The 17,023-nt window shown below is 54.3% G+C and carries 21 protein-coding genes; all 21 read left to right on the top strand.

The features are described 5' to 3' along the window. The first annotated feature begins 56 nt into the window (after positions 1-56). On the top strand, positions 57-842 hold the full coding sequence (locus G491_RS0113250; RefSeq protein WP_028314941.1) for an OmpA/MotB family protein: 786 nt from the start codon (positions 57-59) through the stop codon (positions 840-842). 12 nt (positions 843-854) lie between these two features. Then, positions 855-1,634, top strand: coding sequence for an OmpA/MotB family protein (locus tag G491_RS0113245; protein ID WP_028314940.1), 780 nt, complete (start codon positions 855-857; stop codon positions 1,632-1,634). A gap of 15 nt (positions 1,635-1,649) precedes the next feature. Beyond that, complete coding sequence (locus tag G491_RS0113240; RefSeq protein WP_012610152.1) at positions 1,650-2,150, top strand: flagellar basal body-associated FliL family protein; 501 nt, start codon at positions 1,650-1,652, stop codon at positions 2,148-2,150. A gap of 21 nt (positions 2,151-2,171) precedes the next feature. Continuing rightward, entirely contained in the window at positions 2,172-3,149 is a 978-nt protein-coding gene (gene fliM / locus G491_RS0113235; protein WP_028314939.1) for a flagellar motor switch protein FliM, read from the top strand. A gap of 61 nt (positions 3,150-3,210) precedes the next feature. Next, entirely contained in the window at positions 3,211-3,570 is a 360-nt protein-coding gene (fliN, locus tag G491_RS0113230) for a flagellar motor switch protein FliN (protein ID WP_028314938.1), read from the top strand. 12 nt (positions 3,571-3,582) lie between these two features. Next, positions 3,583-3,996, top strand: coding sequence for a FliO/MopB family protein (locus G491_RS30730; RefSeq protein ID WP_084511513.1), 414 nt, complete (start codon positions 3,583-3,585; stop codon positions 3,994-3,996). Beyond that, the gene (gene fliP / locus G491_RS0113220) at positions 3,993-4,763 is read left to right on the top strand and encodes a flagellar type III secretion system pore protein FliP (protein WP_028314937.1); all 771 of its coding nucleotides are present in this window, start codon (positions 3,993-3,995) and stop codon (positions 4,761-4,763) included. The genes G491_RS30730 and fliP overlap by 4 nt, the downstream gene beginning before the upstream one ends. 3 nt (positions 4,764-4,766) lie before the next feature. Then, on the top strand, positions 4,767-5,036 hold the full coding sequence (fliQ, locus tag G491_RS0113215) for a flagellar biosynthesis protein FliQ (protein ID WP_028314936.1): 270 nt from the start codon (positions 4,767-4,769) through the stop codon (positions 5,034-5,036). Between the two features lie 12 nt (positions 5,037-5,048). Next, complete coding sequence (gene fliR / locus G491_RS0113210; RefSeq protein ID WP_012610146.1) at positions 5,049-5,831, top strand: flagellar biosynthetic protein FliR; 783 nt, start codon at positions 5,049-5,051, stop codon at positions 5,829-5,831. A 3-nt stretch (positions 5,832-5,834) separates the two neighbouring features. Then, positions 5,835-6,911: a flagellar biosynthesis protein FlhB gene (flhB, locus tag G491_RS0113205; RefSeq protein WP_012610145.1), complete on the top strand. Its 1,077-nt coding sequence runs from the start codon at positions 5,835-5,837 to the stop codon at positions 6,909-6,911. Between the two features lie 105 nt (positions 6,912-7,016). Next, the gene (gene flhA / locus G491_RS0113200; RefSeq protein WP_028314934.1) at positions 7,017-9,122 is read left to right on the top strand and encodes a flagellar biosynthesis protein FlhA; all 2,106 of its coding nucleotides are present in this window, start codon (positions 7,017-7,019) and stop codon (positions 9,120-9,122) included. Continuing rightward, complete coding sequence (flhF, locus tag G491_RS30725; RefSeq protein WP_051327241.1) at positions 9,112-10,293, top strand: flagellar biosynthesis GTPase FlhF; 1,182 nt, start codon at positions 9,112-9,114, stop codon at positions 10,291-10,293. Before flhA ends, flhF begins: the two co-directional genes overlap by 11 nt. Then, positions 10,290-11,264, top strand: coding sequence for a MinD/ParA family protein (locus G491_RS0113190; protein WP_028314933.1), 975 nt, complete (start codon positions 10,290-10,292; stop codon positions 11,262-11,264). Before flhF ends, G491_RS0113190 begins: the two co-directional genes overlap by 4 nt. A 48-nt stretch (positions 11,265-11,312) precedes the next feature. Beyond that, on the top strand, positions 11,313-12,071 hold the full coding sequence (locus tag G491_RS0113185; RefSeq protein WP_012610141.1) for a FliA/WhiG family RNA polymerase sigma factor: 759 nt from the start codon (positions 11,313-11,315) through the stop codon (positions 12,069-12,071). A gap of 4 nt (positions 12,072-12,075) precedes the next feature. Beyond that, positions 12,076-12,906, top strand: a complete 831-nt coding sequence (locus G491_RS0113180) for a flagellar basal body-associated FliL family protein (protein ID WP_028314932.1) — start codon at positions 12,076-12,078, stop codon at positions 12,904-12,906. Positions 12,907-12,954: 48 nt separating this feature from the next. Beyond that, complete coding sequence (locus G491_RS0113175) at positions 12,955-13,167, top strand: hypothetical protein (RefSeq protein WP_012610139.1); 213 nt, start codon at positions 12,955-12,957, stop codon at positions 13,165-13,167. A 20-nt stretch (positions 13,168-13,187) separates the two neighbouring features. After that, positions 13,188-13,688 (top strand): hypothetical protein, encoded by a 501-nt coding sequence (locus G491_RS0113170; protein WP_157468254.1) that lies wholly within the window; start codon positions 13,188-13,190, stop codon positions 13,686-13,688. A gap of 255 nt (positions 13,689-13,943) precedes the next feature. After that, positions 13,944-15,059 carry a flagellar hook-length control protein FliK gene (locus G491_RS0113165; protein ID WP_028314930.1) on the top strand — a complete coding sequence of 372 codons (1,116 nt, stop codon included), beginning with the start codon at positions 13,944-13,946 and terminating at the stop codon, positions 15,057-15,059. Between the two features lie 10 nt (positions 15,060-15,069). Next, on the top strand, positions 15,070-15,342 hold the full coding sequence (locus G491_RS0113160) for an EscU/YscU/HrcU family type III secretion system export apparatus switch protein (protein ID WP_012610136.1): 273 nt from the start codon (positions 15,070-15,072) through the stop codon (positions 15,340-15,342). A 191-nt stretch (positions 15,343-15,533) separates the two neighbouring features. After that, on the top strand, positions 15,534-16,220 hold the full coding sequence (locus G491_RS30720) for a flagellar hook-basal body protein (RefSeq protein WP_051327240.1): 687 nt from the start codon (positions 15,534-15,536) through the stop codon (positions 16,218-16,220). Positions 16,221-16,237: 17 nt separating this feature from the next. After that, entirely contained in the window at positions 16,238-17,020 is a 783-nt protein-coding gene (flgG, locus tag G491_RS0113145; protein ID WP_012610134.1) for a flagellar basal-body rod protein FlgG, read from the top strand. The last annotated feature ends 3 nt before the right edge of the window (positions 17,021-17,023 follow it).

Below are 17,023 nucleotides of genomic sequence, written 5' to 3'. Positions count from 1 at the left end.
CCAAAGAAAGACCGCCGGAACCGCAAGATCGTAGCGCAGAAAATGGCAACCGAACCATGAACGTATCTCTGTTTATTATTCTGTTGGCCTTTTTCATCGTGCTGAATTCCATCGCCGTGGTGGACGAACAGGCCAAGCGCGAGGCTTTGGGGTCTCTCATTGGCAGCTTCGGCATATTGCCGGGCGGACTTTCCCCCATGGATGCGGAAGGCAAGGGCCGGTCCCTCAAACCGCCCATCCATCCCTTGATGGATGCTGAAGATGAATCCCTGCCGGATTTTGTGGGCCTGAGCGGCGAGTCCTCCAATCAGGTGGACATCCGGTCAACAGGCAACGGATCGCTCATCAGCATCCGGGACCAGCTCCTTTTTGAAGACGGCGCCTCCAGCATTAAGCCATCGGCGAAGGCCTTTCTCACCAGGCTGGCGGAAATCGTCAATGCAGACAATTTTCCCGTGGTCATCACCGGCCATACGGACGACAGGCCGCCTGAAGAAAAAGGCGTGCAATCAAACTGGGAACTATCCGCCCGCCGGGCCATGGCGGTTTATCGGTTTTTCTACGACCAATATCTGGAGCAGCTTGCCGCCAGGGAAAGGGAGGCTAACGGAGGCGTTGCGCCTGTTAATCTTCCCAACAAATACCCTAAACGCATTGACGTTTACGGCTGCGGTCCCAGCCAGCCTGTGGCCAGCAACGACACTCCCCAGACGAGGGCCTTAAATAACCGGGTGGAAATTCTCATGGATAAAAGGGCGAATTACAAGCTCCAACGAATATACAAAAACAAGTCATCCGGGCTGTTTGTATTTAAGAAATTCGTATTCAGCGTGCTGGATTAGGAAGAGCAGGGTATGGGAAAACAACCAAAAGAAATCGAATCCCCCGACACCACCATGTGGATGGTGACCTTTGCCGACCTGGTGACTCTGCTCATGACCTTTTTTGTGCTCCTGCTCACCATGTCCTCCATGGACACCAAGGCGCTCCAGACCATGTTCACCCTGTTCGCAGGCGCCAGCGGGCCCTTGGATTTTTCCCCCTACGGCAAGGTCTCCCCCATGCAGGGGGACGCGGACATGACGCCGGGCCCCTTGGACGGCATGAGCCCGGACAATGTGGACATGCTGACCACCCTGACCGAGATTCTGGACAACTCCGACTACATCAAAGAGCCCGAGGCGATTCTCAAAAGGTTGACAGTCAGGTCGCGAGATGTTGTCAAACAATTGACGGAAAAGTACACGGACCAGATTTACGTGAACGAGGACGAACGGGGGGTCGTCCTGACCTTCGACGAGACTGTCATGTTCGATCCGGGGAGTTCCCGGATACGGCCTGAAATGTACCCATTGCTGGATGTATTGGCCCAGGTGCTTAAAGCGGTTTCCGGCAGGGTGCTGATAATCGGACATTCGGACAGCACGCCCATGCACAGCGTGCAGTATGATTCCAATTGGGACCTGAGTCTCTCCCGGGCCCTGAACGTGCTTTATTATTTTACCACGGAGCACGAACTGAGTGAGGACAGATTGGGGGTGGGAGGCATGGGAAACACCAAGCCCATAGCGTCCAACAAGACGCAGGCGGGGCGGGACAAAAACCGCCGGGTTGAAATAGTGATTACCAAATAGGAGGCATTCAAGGAAATGGCAGACGATGCGCAAGCAGAAGGCAAAGGCGGGGGCGGATTAAAGTGGATTCTCATCGCCTTGATCGTGGTGGTTCTTGGGGCCGGGGGCTTTATAGGCTTTTTGCTCATGTCCGGCGGCGGCGACGCTCAGCCGGCCGCCAATGTTCCGGCGGCGCCCGCCCCGGCGCCGGCTGGCAATCCCAACGCCGGAGCGCCCGGCATTATGGTTGAAATGGATTCCTTCATCGTCAACCTCAGGGACCGTGAAGGAAAGCGCTACTTGAAGGCGAAAATCAACTTTGAGGTTCCCACGGAAGCCGTGAAAGCGGAATTTACCACGCGCAAGGCCCAGATTCGGGACGTCATCCTGATTTTGCTGAGCGCCAAATCCTTTGCTGAAATAAGCAGGTTGGAAGGCAAGCTGCAACTTAAAGAGGAGTTGATGGCCCGGGTGAACCAGGTGCTGTCATCCGGCAGGGTGTCCAACGTGTTTTTTACCGAGTTTGTTGTGCAATAAAGAAAGAGAAGGCTGAACCAGATGGGCGATATCTTATCTCAAGATGAAGTTGACAGCTTACTCCAAGGCATTTCATCGGGTGAAATCGAAACCGAGCCGGAAGAGGAGGTGAGCGAGGACGGGGTCGCGCTATACGACTTCGCCAACCAGGACCGGGTCATCCGGGGGCGCATGCCCACCCTGGAAGTGGTGAACAAGCGCCTGGCCCGCATGTTCTCATCCAGCCTGTCCGCCACCATGCGGGGCGCGGCCGACATCTCCGTGCGGGACACCAATATGATCAAGTTTTCCGAATTTCAAAGCTCCATTCCGGTTCCTGCAAACATCCATATGTTTAAAATGGAGCCTTTGCGCGGCCACGCCCTTTTGGTCGTGGACACGCCCCTGGTGTTCCAGCTTATCGAGTATTATTTCGGCGGCACCCCCGGCGGCGCCCTCAAGGTCGAGGGCCGGGATTTCACCCGGATAGAAAACCAGATCATCCGCAAGGTGGTCGGGATATTCCTCAAGGATTTCGATGACGCCTGGGCGCCCATTTACCCCATAAAACCCGTTTACGTCCGGTCGGAAATGAACCCGCAGTTCGCCGTGATCGGGCTTCCCATCGACCTCATGATCATCGTTCGCTTCCAGGTGGAGCTGGAAACCACGGAAGGCGGCATGACCCTGGCTATCCCGTATTCCATGCTGGAACCCATTCGCGACAAGTTGTACTCCGGCTTCCAAAGCGACAACCTGGAAGCGGACGCCAGTTGGAGGAAGCGCGTGGAAAGCCAGGTGAAGGAGGTGTTGGTGGAGATTTGCGTGGAACTGGGCACGGCCGTTATCACGGCGGAGAGACTCATGAGCCTGAGAAAAGGCGACGTGATCTCCCTGGATCAATTCGCGGACGAGCCGCTGACAGCCAAAATCCAGGGAGTGCCCAAGATTGCAGGCAAGGCGGGGGTTGTGAAAGGCTCCAAAGCCATCGCCGTGGAAGGCAGAATCACCATGGATTGATTTCCCGTCCGGGGATCTCACTCTTGTTTATAAAAATTTTTGAGCATTGAAGGGAAAAGGCATGGAAGAGGAAGCATTGCAGCAGGAAATGAACGAGAATCTGCCTGCGGAAAATATGACGGATGCTTTGCCCGCAGCAGGGGACGCGGATGCTGACGGCGACGGCGACCTGGATTTTATCCTGGACATCCCCCTTGACATCACCGTGGAGTTGGGAAGAACCTCCATGCGCATCAAGGATCTTTTGCAGTTGGGGCAGGGCGCCGTGGTGGAGTTGACCAAACTGGCGGGCGAGCCCATGGAGATTTTCGTCAACGGCAAATTGTTCGCCAGGGGCGAAGTGGTCGTGGTCAACGAGAAGTTCGGCGTAAGGCTCACGGACATCGTCAGTCCCCAGGAACGCATCAAGAGTCTGAGGTAAGAGGCCTTTACAATGAATGAGGCGAGCGTCCCAAATTTTTGGATGGCAGGACTTCAAATGGTCGCCATGCTTTCCATTGTGCTGGCAGCCCTGTTCGGCGCGGTGTTTTTAAGCAAACGCCTGTCCGGCAAAATCAAGGGAAAGGACGGCGTTTCCATAGACGTCCTGTGCGCCAGACAAATGGGCCCCAAAAAGCAGGTGGTTTTATTGGAGGTGTTGGGACGAAGGATCTTAGTCGGCGTAGGCGCCGATTCCATCACCCGGCTTGCCGAGTTTCCCGAACAGGGCAAGGCATTTTCCGGCGTCCTGGATGAGCAAATGGCGGGGAGGGATTTTCCGGAAAGCCTCGACTCCCTGCCGGACGCCTCGGCGGAAAACGAAAACGCCATGAATGGAATCAATGTTGGCGAAGAGGAACGTGTATGAAAGCCGGAAATACAAAATGGATGCTCATGTTACCGGCCCTTGCTTGTTTGGTTGTTCTGCCCGAAATAGCCGAGGCGGCGACTATCGCCGTGCCCTCCGTGCAAATAGGCGTGGAAGAGGCGACAGGCCCGGAACAGGTTTCCGTGCTGCTGCAGATTGTGGCGCTGCTGACCGTTTTGACCCTGGCGCCCGCCATTCTCATGCTCATGACTTCGTTCACCCGGCTGGCCGTGGTTTTTTCCTTTCTGCGCCACGCCCTGGGCACCCAGCAAATGCCGCCCAACCAGGTAATGGTGGGCTTGGCCCTGTTTTTGACCGTATTCATTATGATGCCGGTCTGGAAGGACATCAACACAAACGCCCTTCAACCCTATTTGAACGAGGAGATCGGCGACCAGGAAGCCATCGAAAAAGCCGTCACCCCCTTGCGGGAGTTCATGTTCAGGCACACGCGGGAAAAGGACCTGGCGCTTTTCGTCAAGATTTCCGGAGAGGCCAAGCCCAACAGCCCCAAAGACGTTACCATTTGGACCCTCATCCCGGCCTTTGTGATCAGCGAACTGACCACGGCCTTTATGATCGGCTTTATTATTTACGTCCCGTTTTTAATTATCGACATGGTGGTCGCCAGCGTCCTGCTGTCCATGGGTATGATGATGTTGCCGCCTGTCATGATTTCCCTGCCCTTCAAGCTCATGCTCTTCGTCCTGGTGGACGGGTGGAGCCTGATTGTGGGGTCTTTGGTCCAGAGTTTTGCAGGAGGGTAGACTATGACGCCGGAATTTGTAATCAGTTTTGGACACGAAGCAATCAAGGTCACCCTGCTGGTATCCCTGCCTCTGCTGCTCCTGGGCCTGGTGGTCGGCCTTGCCGTCAGCATCTTTCAGGCCACCACCCAGATTCAGGAAATCACCCTGACCTTTGTGCCCAAGATTGTGGTGGTTTTGCTGGGCGCCATCTTCTTCGGGCCGTGGATGCTGGAGAAGCTCATGGCCTTCACCCATATGTGCATCAGCCAGATTCCTAATTTTGTAAGATAAAAGGGGATTGCAATGAACTTCCCCTTTCTGGATATGAACGAAATGGCGGTGTTCGCTTTAATACTCATCCGCGTCAGCGTCATATTATTCATGTTTCCCGTGTTCGGGTCCAACCTCATCCCTTTGCCGGTTAAGGCGGGGCTGTCCCTTTTACTGACTTTGTATCTGACGCCCATCGTCCAGGTGAATCCCCAGTCTTTTCCCGACACGGTTTTGGAAGGGGGCGTGATGATCCTGTGCGAGGCGGTAATGGGCCTGACCCTATCTCTTATCGTCAGCTTTTTTTTCGCAGCGGTCCAGGTGGGCGGGCAACTGGTGGGTTACCAGATGGGATTCGCCATCGCCAATGTGTTCGACCCGGTATCCGGCGGGCAGATGTCCATTTTGTCCAATTTCGCCTTTTGGGTGACTTTGGTCCTTTTTATCGTGCTTAACGGTCACCACATTTTTATCCGGGCTGTGGCCCATAGTTTTGAAATCGTACCGGTGGGGCATTTATATGCGGGCAGAAGCATCATGCCTTCCATGATCAAATTGTCCACGGACATGTTCACCCTATCTTTGCAAATAGCCGGGCCGGCCATTGTGGCCCTTCTTCTGGTCAATGCGGCTTTCGGCATTGTGGCCAAGGTCGTCCCCCAAATCAACATTCTTATTGTGGCCTTTCCCATTAACGTGGGTATGGGGCTGTTTTTTTTCGGGGTTTCGCTTCAACTCATCCTGGCTTCCATGAAAGCCCATCTGGATGAGTGGGAGCGTGTGCTTCATTCCATCATGACCGTATTTGGAGCATAAATCATGGCGGATTCCCCAAACGAAGACAAAACAGAACAACCCACCCCAAAAAAACGGGACGACGCACGAAAAAAAGGCCAAGTGGCCAAAAGCCGGGACCTTTCCTCGGTTGTGGTTCTTATGGCCGGCCTGGGCATCATGTATATGTTCGGCCCGTACATGCATTATCATATCACCAGCCTGATGGAGAACATCTTCACCACGGACGTATCCGCCTGGGGCGTGGAGGAAATCAACACTCTGGGCAGGGAGATGGTCAGGGAATTTCTTTTTATCCTGGCGCCTATTCTCGCCGGCGTTTTTGTGGTGGGCTTCGCCTCCGCCGCAGTTCAGGTGGGTTTCTACTTCTCCTGGGAAGCCGCAGCGCCCAAATTCTCCAAGATCAATCCCATTTCAGGCTTCGGCCGCATGTTTTCCAAGCAAGCCCTGGTGGAACTGGCCAAATCCCTGGCCAAGCTGTTCATCGTGGGCTTCATTTCCTATTTAACCATTGAAGCCGAAATGGACAACCTCATCCTCCTGGGCCAGGTTGATGCGGCCAACACCCTGGCTTACGTCTTAAAAATCATTCTCAAACTTTTTATCAGGGTGGGCATCATCATGGTTTTTGTGGCTGTTCTGGATTTCGCCTTTCAGAAATGGCACCACGAGCAGCAGCTAAAAATGACCAAACAGGAGGTTAAAGACGAATACAAGCAAACCGACGGCGATCCCATGGTCAAAGCCAGGATCCGCCGCATTCAAATGGAAGCCGCCCGCCGCCGCATGATGGAGGAAGTTCCCAAAGCGGACGTGGTCGTCACCAACCCCACACACCTCGCCTTAGCCATAAAATACAACGCTCTCACCATGGGCGCCCCCCTCATTGTGGCCAAAGGCGCCGGCCCCATCGCACAAAAGATTAAAGAAGTAGCCCGGGAAAATGACGTTCCTATCGTCGAAAACAAAGAATTGGCACGGGCCTTGTATAAAGTAGTAGACATCGGCGATGAAGTTCCCGTCGCCCTGTACGAGGCAGTGGCGGAAGTTCTGGCCTATGTATACGGGCTTAAACAAAATCGGGCTCGATCCTTTTCCTGAAACACGCTGCCTCCGAACCATGGAACCCGGCTTTAAATAGTCGAAAATTTGACGCTTTCGCCAATTATGACAGGTTAAGGCAAGGAATATGGCAAGGATGCTAGTATGGCGAACATGGCAATGGGAAATTTAAAGCAAAGCATTTTTTCGAACTCCAGCGATGCGCTGGTCATGCTGGGAGTGATAGCCATTCTCATGGTCATGATCATTCCCCTGCCGTCCTTTATACTGGACTTTCTGCTGGCCGCCAACATCACCTTGGCGATTATCGTCATACTTATGGCAATGTACACAATCAGGCCATTGGACTTTGACATTTTTCCCACCTTATTGCTTGTAACCACCTTATTCAGGCTTTCCTTAAACGTGGCGTCAACCCGCTTGATTCTGCTTCACGGCAACGAAGGCGCCATGGCCGCCGGAAAGGTCATCAAGTCCTTCGGCAGTTTTGTGGTGGGCGGCAATTATGTGGTGGGGCTTGTCGTTTTCGCCATATTGGTTTTGATCAACTTTGTGGTTATCACCAAAGGCGCCGGGCGCATCGCCGAAGTGGCGGCCCGTTTTACTTTGGACGCCATGCCCGGCAAGCAAATGGCCATTGACGCCGATTTGAACGCAGGGCTCATTGATGAGAGCCAGGCGCGAAAAAGGCGCGATGAAATCTCCCGGGAGGCGGAATTCCACGGGGCCATGGACGGCGCCAGCAAGTTCGTTCGCGGAGACGCCATTGCCGGCATCATCATCACCGTCATCAATATCATAGGCGGGTTTGTCATCGGCGTCTTGCAGCAGGGCATGCCCATGGTGGTCGCCGCTCAAAACTACACCTTGTTGACCGTGGGCGATGGTCTGGTTTCCCAGATTCCCGCCCTCATCATATCCACCGCCGCAGGCATCCTGGTCAGCCGCTCCGCCTCCGAAAACAGCATGGGCGCTGATTTCGCCAGGCAGCTTTCGGCCCAGCCAAGAGCCATCTTTCTCGGCGCCTTCGTCATCTTTATGTTCGGCCTCATACCCGGACTCCCCCACATTCCCTTCATTTTTCTGGGGCTTACGGTGAGCGGCATAGCCTGGTACGTCAGGAAAACCGCCGGTGAAGCGGCTATCGAACGCCAGGAAGAGGAGATGGCCGAAGAGGAGCTTCCTGTGGAAAAGGGGCCGGAGCCCGTGGAGCATCTGCTTTCTTTGGATCCCATGGAACTGGAGGTGGGCTACGGAATCATTCCCTTGGTGGATCGCGAGCAAAACGGCGAACTCCTGGAGCGCATCCGCTCCATCCGCAGGCAGTTTGCAACCGAAATGGGCATGGTGGTGCCGCCCATTCATATTCGGGACAATTTAAATCTTAAGCCTGCTGAATATCGCATTTTAATCAAGGGCGTGGAGTCCGGCCGTTTTGAACTCATGACCAACCATTTGCTGGCCATGGACCCCGGCGGGGTCCTTCACAAAGTGGACGGAGTCACCACCCGGGAGCCCGCCTTTGACCTGCCCGCCATCTGGGTGCTCAAGGATAAGGAAGACGAAGCCAAGTTCGCAGGATACACGGTGGTGGATAACGCGGCCGTGGTGGCTACGCACTTGACCGAATTGATCCGCCGCCACGCCGACGACCTGTTGGGCCGCCAGGAGGTTCAGGCTCTGTTGGACAACCTGGGCAAGACGCATCCCAAGGCCGTGGAAGAGCTTATCCCCAACCAGATGAGCGTGGGCGGCATCCAAAAGGTGCTGCAAAACCTGCTGCGTGAGAACGTCTCCATAAGGGATATGCTCACCATCGTGGAGACCCTGGCCGACTACGCGCCCATGTCCAAGGACCCGGACCTGCTGACCGAATACGTCCGGCAGCGCCTGGCCAGGGCCATAGTCATGCCGTATCTGGGCGAGGATAGAACCTTGTCCGTCATCACTCTGGATCCGGAAGTGGAAGATACGTTGAACCGGAATATCCAGCATACGGAGCACGGATCTTATTTGTCCGTGGATCCCAAGATTGCGGGGCAGATCATGACGGCCGTGAGTTCGGAAATGGAGCGCGGCATGGCCATGGGCCTCCAGCCCATTGTGTTGTGCTCGCCCGTCTTAAGGCGGCATTTCAGGAGGATGGTGGAGCAATTTGCGCCGTCCCTCATGGTCATGAGTCACAGCGAAGTTGTGAATAAGGTTCAGTTCAAATCTGTCGGGAAGGTTAGTTTGACACATGCGCGTTAAAAGGTATCAGGCAAATTCTATCAAGGACGCCATGGCCCTGGTCAAAAAGGATTTGGGAGCAGACGCTTTGATCGTGTCCACCAAAAAGATTCCTGTGCAGGATGGAGAATGGGGGCCGGGGGTGCGTCAGCGCTTTGAGGTAACCGCCATTCCTTCCCAAAAGGGGAATCCCCAACTGGTGGAAGAACCCGCCCAGGAAGAGCCTTTGGTGGATCTCAGGCCCAGGCGTCCCAGCAAGCCTTTGGAGACGGCGCAAGGGTCCGTGGAGATGAACCGGCTGCGGGAGTTGTTCTCCCTGTTGGGGCATCGTGAGGATGCACTGGGCATGCTTCTGTCCGATCCTGCGGCGACTCAGGTGTATGTGGCCCTGGTACGGGCCGGAATATCCACCGTCCATGCCAGGGACTGGGTGGATCAGGCAAGGGCGTCCGCGCCCGGCGGCGATCCGGCCCGGCTTTTTAAGGCGGTTGTGAACCTGGTCCTTAAAGGTTTTAATTTTTCCAGACCTTGCGAAATAAAGGCCGGCCAGGCGGTTTGCGCCTTTGTGGGGCCCACGGGTGTGGGAAAGACCACCACAATCGCCAAGTTGGCAGCAGATTTGCACCTGACAAGAAAGAAGAACGTGGGCTTGCTGTCCATTGACAATTACCGCATTGGAGCCGCGGAGCAGCTTAAGACTTACGCCTCCATCCTTGGACTGCCCTGTCTCCAGGCTTTTAATCAAAAAGATCTGCAATACGCCCTGGGGCGGCTGGCGGACAAGGATGTAGTCCTCATAGATACCGCGGGTCAAAGCCAGTACGACACCCAGCGCATGCGGGAGATGGAGGCTCTTTTTGACGGAGAACGCAGAATTGACATCCACTTGGTTTTATCCGCCGTCACCTGCGAGTCAGAGATGGAAGAGACGGCCAAGCGTTTTGGCGGTCTGGATTTCAGTTCCTATGTGTTCACCAAGACTGATGAAACCAAAAAGCGCGGCGCCATTGTGAACCAGGTATTAAAAAGACCCATGCCGGTTTCCTTCATCAGTACAGGGCAAAGGGTTCCCGAAGACTTTTTCAGAGCCGACCGGGAAACTATGAGAAACCTGTTGTTCTCGGATTTACAAGGGTCATTTGAAGATTATTCGGCGGCAGGCGAGCCGAATGCTATGGGGTTATCAGTATGACGCAGTCCATTAACAGCGCAGGAGTTGAGAAGGGCCGGGTGGTGAAAATGCGCGGCCTGGACAAAAAAACACCGGATCAGGCCGACGGCCTGAGGCGCATGGTGAAGGACAAAATGAACGGTTTGCAGGAAGAAATCGTTGAGAAGCCCGGAGTCGCCGCCCAAGGCTTTCCCAGAGTGGTGGCGGTCACAAGCGGCAAAGGGGGCGTGGGTAAAACCAATATTGTGGGCAATCTCGCCATCGCCCTCTCCAGGATGGGCAAGCGGGTTTTGATTCTGGACGGAGACCTGGGTTTGGCCAATATAGACATCATTTACGGTCTGCACCCTGAGTTCACCATAAAACATGTGTTGACCGGGGAGAAGGACCTCAAGGACGTCATTGTCAAAGGCCCGGAAGGCGTTTCCGTCATCCCGGCCAGTTCGGGGCTGGCGGATCTGGTGCATCTGACCCAGGGGGAAAAACTGAATCTGCTTTCCGAATTCGACGGGTTGGAAGAGGACTACGACATATTCCTCATCGACACCGGCGCGGGAATTTCCTCCAACATCGTTTATTTCAACGCCGCAGCCAGGGAAAGGATCGTCATCGCCACTCCCGAGCCCACGTCCATCACCGACGCCTATGCCCTGATGAAGGTCATGTTCACCCGGCATGGAACCCGCACCTTTAAACTTTTGGTGAACATGGTGAACAACGAGGCCGAAGCCGATCTGGTTTTCAAAAGCCTGAGCAACGCTTTGCTGCGGTTTTTGCAGGATATCTCCCTGGAATACATGGGATGCATCAAACGAGACGACCATGTACTCAAATCGGTGAAAAAGCAGGCCCCACTGCTTATGTTGTATCCAAAAAGCATGGCCGGCAAAGGCATTAACGAATTAGCGGAACGCTTTTTATCCAAGGGCGAAGACAGTTCAGCAGACGGAAACATCAAATTTTTCTTTAGACGGCTGGTAGCCCCAAAATAGGAAATAATGAATTTTATGCAAACCTGGATAACACCTCAAGGGCGTGCCATGAAAAACGCAGCACATGTACCGAGAGAAAAATCTAAAGAACGGGCCAAGCGTGATGAGCTGATTACGAAATACGCTTATCTGGCCAAATTATGCGCTCATCGCCTGGCTATGCGTCTGCCCCCCAGCGTGAATGTGGACGACCTCATCAGCGCGGGCATCATGGGGCTGTTGGACGCCCTCGATAAATATGACGAAGGCCGTGGCGTAAAATTCAGGACCTACGCCGAATTTCGGATTCGAGGCGCCATGCTGGATGAGTTGCGCGCCATGGATTGGGTCCCCCGTTCAGTAAGAAAAAAGGTTCAGGAAATCGAGCAGGCCGTCAACAGGGTGGAAAAAAGGGAAAGCCGGCCTGCGGACGCCGAGGAAATCGCCAATGAGCTTGGCGTGGACATGGACACCTATCAGAACATGCTGTCCAAAGCGGGCGGCATTGAATTGGTCAGCCTGGACGAACCCCTTTGGAGCAACGACAACACCAAGGACGGCCGCAGGACCCATGTGGATCTTCTGGAGGATAACGCTAACCCCGACCGGGATCTTATGGATTCGGAATTCAAGAAAATCCTGGCCCAGTCCATTTCCAGCCTGACTCCCAAGGAGCAGCAGATCTTGTCTTTGTACTATCAGGACGAGCTAACCCTCAAGGAAGTCGGCGAGGTGATGGGGCTGACCGAGTCCCGCATCTGCCAGATTCATACTCAATGCATGATCAAGCTGAGAAGCAAGCTCAAAACGCAGGAAGCAAGGATGTAAAATCATGGACGATCAAGACGACACCACTATGCCCGACACCGTGATTTTGGGCGGCAGCGCCAAAAGGGAGAAACCGGCCGAAGAACCCTGGGGAGGATCGGGAGACGACGCCCGCGGAGACTCCTGGGGCGGCGGAAACGAACTCGATTCGGACGCGGGAACCGAGTGGGGCGGCGGAACCGGCGTTGAGGCGGAAATTGACGACTCCTGGGGCCATGAAGGTGAAACGGACCAGGCGTTTGTTCCTGATCCCGCCATGTTTGATAGCATGGGGGATGAGGAGGAAACTCCTGAAAAATCGAAATTTTCCTTTAAAAAAAAATGGATCATGATCCCTGCAGCCGCAGTTATCGTGCTGGCAGTAGGAGTGGTGAGTTTTTTCATGATCAGCGGCGCCCTGGATGCGCCGGATGACAAGGCCCAGGCCACAGAGGAAAAAGCGCCCGAAGCCGCGCCGGCGCAGGCTCCGGCCCAGGTCCCGGCTGAGGCTCCGATTGCCTCGGGTCCCACCGTCGAAAGGTACGGCGGAGTGCGCAACGTGCGGCTGGAATTGGAGCCTTTCATCATCCCATATGAGGATGCTTCAAGAAAAACATATTTATTTCTAAGGGTTGCGCTAGAAATTGACGAAAAAGAAACATACGCCCTGCTTGAGGCTAACAGGCCGCTCCTCAGGGGGGTCATATACGATACGGTCCTGGAGGAAATGGATCGCGTGGGAGACAAGGAAGCCTTTAGCGGATCCCTGCAAAATTTGTTGGCGGCCAAGTTGAAATCCGTGTTCTCGACAATGGGGATTCAAAAGGTGATTTTTTCCAATCAGTACTCGGTGTAAATTCCGGTATGCGCGCAATCCCTCATCCGGCAGGCACAAGGAGGCGAAATGGATATCAGATTTCGGCCAGAGCCCCCAGACGCCGTTAAAGGGGTTACGCCGGTCAAGGATCAGGGCGCTGATCGCGAAAAATGGAAGAAGAGGCGGGCTAATCCGGAAGAAAAGGACGACTCCCGCGACTCTTCGGAAAACGATGAGCGGACCGCCCCCAGAAAACCGGTCAAGGATAATGCCGGCGGCATTGTGGATGTTGTGATATAGGCGGAAAGAGATTGGATTTTATGCTGCAAAACTTTCCTTTGGAATTTTGGATTATCAGCCAGGTGGTCATGGACGCGGCCCTGATCCTGGTGGTGTTTCTAGTTTGGAGGCGTTTTTCAAAAGGCCCTGAAGTCCCCAAAGAAGCCGCTCTCATGGCCGTCTCCCGGGTTTTGGAGCCCGTTTTGGAGGAGTCGCGCAAGCTGGCCGAAGCATTTGACGGCCAACTTACCGAAAAACGAGCCATTATCAATAAGATCAACCACGATCTGGACGCCCGCATCATCAGCTTGAATCTCTTGCTAAAGCGCGCCGAAACCCTATTGGGCGAACAAAACCCTTCAAGGAAAGGCGGAAAACAGGTTCATTCCGACCATGTGGTGGATCTGCAGCAAAAGGTGGTCGCCCTGGACGCCAAAGGCCTGCCCCCCAAGGAAATCGCCTCCCGCCTGCAAATGCCCCTTGGCGAGGTGGACATGGTCATCAGCCTCAAGCGTAAATTTGAAAAAATGAGCGGGGCGTAAAGCAATGGGGTCAAATCTACGTTTGACGTTTGAGACTTTAGGAAATGGTTTTTCAGGACGAATTTGGGTGAGTCTATGTCGGGTTTGAAGTTCACCCGCGTTTTCGCCCATGAGAAGCGCAACGCCGGACTTCGTAACCCGACGATCACCCCGATAGAATCGTTGGGTTGAGCTTGCGAAACCCTACATAATAAAAGGTTTATGCAACTATTAGAGACGTGGAAAACTGCAACCTAATTTTTATCGAGACTCGCCATGGCCCTCCCCATTGATCCAGGCAATATCCGCCGGTTCGGCCCGGACCTCCTGCAATTGGCGGATCCCAAGGCGAAATTCGTCTTTAACCCCAAAGACGTCCTCTCCGCGAAAGTCTTAAAGAGCTTAAACCCCGGACAATTCTTGCTTTCGGTCCGGGGCAATCAGATAATCGCTCAATCCAACGCCGAACTCATTCCCGGAAAAGTCTATTTGATGGAAGTTAAAAGCGTGGATCCCGTGCCTGTTTTGGCCCTGGCCAAAGAAGCTCAGGCCGAAAGCCAGGGCAGGGCGCTCGCCAAGCTGGTGGATGGATTGCGGCAATCTCCTTTCAAGGACTTGATGGGGCTGCTGGATCTGAAAGGGGAGGGCGCCGCGGCAAAGGCGCCCCCCGCCGCCAAAGAGGAGTTGCAAGCCCTGAGCAACCTTCTAAGCCGACTGACGCTGGGGGGCGGCAAGCCGCTCACGGCTGATGCTGTCAGGAATTTTGTGCAGAATTCCGGCATGATGTGGGAGAGCAAGCTGGGCGCTCAGGCCGCCTCAGCCAATCCCTTCCAATCGCCCCAGGCTTTGCTGGATAACGACTTGAAAGCCCTGGTCATGCAGCTTTTATCCCGTCCTGAAATGCAAAACACGCCCCAGGCCGAAAGACTGGCGGCCTTTGTAGATAACCTGCAAGGCCTTCAGCTTGCCAATGTCACCGCCATGGAGGAGAACGGGCGGTTTTTCCTGTCCGTTCCGTTTTTGCAGGGAGGAGAGCACCGGTTTGTGCAGTTCATGGCCGATTTGTCCAGGGAGTCCGGCGGTAAGGATGAAGCAGGCAAAGACCGCCTGATAACCGCTTCCTTATGTCTGGATTTATCCGCTTTAGGGCCAATTCGGGCTGACGCGGCGCTGCTGGGCCGGTTTTTGCGCGCCGGTTTTAGCCTTTCTTCTCAGGAAAATGCGGATTTTTTAAAAGCCAGGGCTCATGAACTGGAAAGCAGGCTGGTCGGCCATGGCTTTCAGCTCATGGATCTGACCTTTCATGTGGAGGAACAGTCTTATTTGGAAAACATCTCCCTGGCCGACGAATTGTTTTCCGAACCTCCAAACGGGCTGGATTTTGTGATTTAAGGCGCTGAACATGAAAAAATCCATAAAAAAAGCCGTCGCCCTTAAATATAACGCCCTCGCGGACAACGCTCCCCGCGTCACCGCCACCGGCAAAGGGATTATTGCGGAAAAAATCATCGATCTCGCCCGCAAACATGGGGTGCCGGTCCAGGAAGACCCGGACCTGGTGGAGGTTCTGGCCCGTCTGGACCTGAACGAGGAAATTCCGGCCGAACTCTATGTGGTGGTGGCGGAGCTTCTTTCCTTCGTCTACAAAAGCAATCAGGCAAAAATGGACCGCTAGGCATTTTTTTCCTGGATTTGGCATGCATTTTTTACCTTTTTTTCCCTGTTATTCCTTCCTTTCAAAAAAGTCCAAATTTTTAATTCGTATAAAATCAATGAGTTAAAATCATGATTTCCGATTTTTTCCATTTGGCGCCCGGGTTGCAATTTCACCGGTCAACCCGACTCAGGGCAAACCAAGGAGGAAGCATGAACATAGGAACCATATACGCAACCAAGGGCTTTTATAACGAGTACGAACGGTTTGAGGTTATCTCCAATAACCTGGCCAACGTCTCCACCCCTGGATTCAAGCGCGACATATACGCCCTGGATAAAAACTCCAAGCCCTACACCGAGACCGATATGTCCGAAGGGCCTTTGCAGCACACGGGAAATGAGTTGGACTTTTCCATCCAGGGCGAAGGTTTCTTTGAAATGCAGGGCGAGAACGGGCTTCGCTATACTCGCCAGGGGCGTTTTTTGCTGAACGCGGACAAGGAAATCGTCAATGCGGCCGGCGACAAGCTCCTGAGCGACCGGGGCGCCCCTATTGTGGTGGACGGCGGCGACCTGTCCGTAGCCCCTGACGGAACCCTCATGGTGGACGGCAAGGAACTGGAAACCATTGCCGTGGTCAATTTTGAAAACCCCAAAATGCTCTCCAAAGAAGGCGCTACTTATTACGTTTCGGAAGGCGGCGCAGGCGAGCGGCTGGAGCGCCCCGAAGGGACGATAGTTAACCAGGGCTACCTGGAGCAATCCAATGTGATCGTTCCCCAGGAAATGGTCAAGATGATGGAGTCGTTAAGAACTTATGAGACCTTTCAAAAATATATGAACACAGCCAGTGAAATGGATACCAAAGCCGTCAGCGAAGTAGGCATGCTGAGGTAAAAAGGGAGGCAATAGCCATGTTACGAGGATTATGGACAGCAGCAACCGGGATGGAGGCTCAACAGCTCAATATTGATGTTGTTTCCAACAACCTGGCCAACATCAACACCACCGCGTTCAAACGCAGCAGGCCCGATTTTCAGGATCTCATGTATCAGACGATCCGGGTGGCAGGCGCGACAACTACGGGCGGAACGCAACTTCCCACGGGCCTCCAGGTCGGCATGGGCTCCAAACCCACGGGCGTGCAAAAGATTTTCGTCCAGGGCGATTACAGCCAGACCGGCAACGATTTGGACTGGGCCATTGAAGGAAACGGCTTTTTTAAAGTGTTGAGCAACAACGAGGAAGTCTACACTCGGGCCGGCAGTTTCAAGATCGATTCCGAAGGCTACATCACCACCGCCGCCGGTGAAAGGCTGCAGCCTGAATTCGCCGTACCCGCGGATGCGGTTCTCATTTCCGTGGATTCCGGCGGCAAGCTCACGGCTTTCGGCCCGGCCAACGAAGAAGTGGCCACCTACGACATCACGCTTTACGACTTCGCCAACCCCGCGGGACTCTACTCCATGGGCCGCAACCTGTACAAAACCACCGAGGCTTCCGGCGAGGAAGTGGAAGGAACGCCCGGCGACGAAGGTTTTGGCACCATCAGCCAGGGCTTTTTGGAAATGTCCAACGTGAACGTGGTGGAAGAAATGGTGACCATGATCATCGCCCAGCGGGCCTACGAAGCAAACTCCAAGGCTATCCAGACGGCAGACAGCATGCTGCAGATAGCCAACAACGTGAAGAGGTAATAA

The sequence above is a fragment of the Desulfatibacillum aliphaticivorans DSM 15576 genome, from assembly GCF_000429905.1.
Classification (GTDB): domain Bacteria; phylum Desulfobacterota; class Desulfobacteria; order Desulfobacterales; family Desulfatibacillaceae; genus Desulfatibacillum; species Desulfatibacillum aliphaticivorans.
The sequence above is the reverse complement of the archived record's forward strand: the minus strand, read 5'-3'. Positions and strand labels throughout refer to the sequence as shown.

What these genes read in the sequence shown, in the direction of transcription:
- fliM (WP_028314939.1), top strand. Translation starts at nt 2,172, where the DNA reads ATGGGCGATATCTTATCTCAAGATGAAGTTGACAGCTTACTCCAAGGC.
- fliQ (WP_028314936.1), top strand. Translation starts at nt 4,767, where the DNA reads ATGACGCCGGAATTTGTAATCAGTTTTGGACACGAAGCAATCAAGGTC.
- G491_RS0113245 (WP_028314940.1), top strand. Translation starts at nt 855, where the DNA reads ATGGGAAAACAACCAAAAGAAATCGAATCCCCCGACACCACCATGTGG.
- flhF (WP_051327241.1), top strand. Translation starts at nt 9,112, where the DNA reads ATGCGCGTTAAAAGGTATCAGGCAAATTCTATCAAGGACGCCATGGCC.
- flgG (WP_012610134.1), top strand. Translation starts at nt 16,238, where the DNA reads ATGTTACGAGGATTATGGACAGCAGCAACCGGGATGGAGGCTCAACAG.
- flhA (WP_028314934.1), top strand. Translation starts at nt 7,017, where the DNA reads ATGGCGAACATGGCAATGGGAAATTTAAAGCAAAGCATTTTTTCGAAC.
- G491_RS30720 (WP_051327240.1), top strand. Translation starts at nt 15,534, where the DNA reads ATGAACATAGGAACCATATACGCAACCAAGGGCTTTTATAACGAGTAC.
- G491_RS0113185 (WP_012610141.1), top strand. Translation starts at nt 11,313, where the DNA reads ATGAAAAACGCAGCACATGTACCGAGAGAAAAATCTAAAGAACGGGCC.
- G491_RS0113175 (WP_012610139.1), top strand. Translation starts at nt 12,955, where the DNA reads ATGGATATCAGATTTCGGCCAGAGCCCCCAGACGCCGTTAAAGGGGTT.
- flhB (WP_012610145.1), top strand. Translation starts at nt 5,835, where the DNA reads ATGGCGGATTCCCCAAACGAAGACAAAACAGAACAACCCACCCCAAAA.
- G491_RS0113250 (WP_028314941.1), top strand. Translation starts at nt 57, where the DNA reads ATGAACGTATCTCTGTTTATTATTCTGTTGGCCTTTTTCATCGTGCTG.
- fliR (WP_012610146.1), top strand. Translation starts at nt 5,049, where the DNA reads ATGAACTTCCCCTTTCTGGATATGAACGAAATGGCGGTGTTCGCTTTA.
- G491_RS0113160 (WP_012610136.1), top strand. Translation starts at nt 15,070, where the DNA reads ATGAAAAAATCCATAAAAAAAGCCGTCGCCCTTAAATATAACGCCCTC.
- G491_RS0113240 (WP_012610152.1), top strand. Translation starts at nt 1,650, where the DNA reads ATGGCAGACGATGCGCAAGCAGAAGGCAAAGGCGGGGGCGGATTAAAG.
- G491_RS0113190 (WP_028314933.1), top strand. Translation starts at nt 10,290, where the DNA reads ATGACGCAGTCCATTAACAGCGCAGGAGTTGAGAAGGGCCGGGTGGTG.
- fliP (WP_028314937.1), top strand. Translation starts at nt 3,993, where the DNA reads ATGAAAGCCGGAAATACAAAATGGATGCTCATGTTACCGGCCCTTGCT.
- G491_RS0113180 (WP_028314932.1), top strand. Translation starts at nt 12,076, where the DNA reads ATGGACGATCAAGACGACACCACTATGCCCGACACCGTGATTTTGGGC.
- fliN (WP_028314938.1), top strand. Translation starts at nt 3,211, where the DNA reads ATGGAAGAGGAAGCATTGCAGCAGGAAATGAACGAGAATCTGCCTGCG.
- G491_RS30730 (WP_084511513.1), top strand. Translation starts at nt 3,583, where the DNA reads ATGAATGAGGCGAGCGTCCCAAATTTTTGGATGGCAGGACTTCAAATG.
- G491_RS0113170 (WP_157468254.1), top strand. Translation starts at nt 13,188, where the DNA reads ATGCTGCAAAACTTTCCTTTGGAATTTTGGATTATCAGCCAGGTGGTC.
- G491_RS0113165 (WP_028314930.1), top strand. Translation starts at nt 13,944, where the DNA reads ATGGCCCTCCCCATTGATCCAGGCAATATCCGCCGGTTCGGCCCGGAC.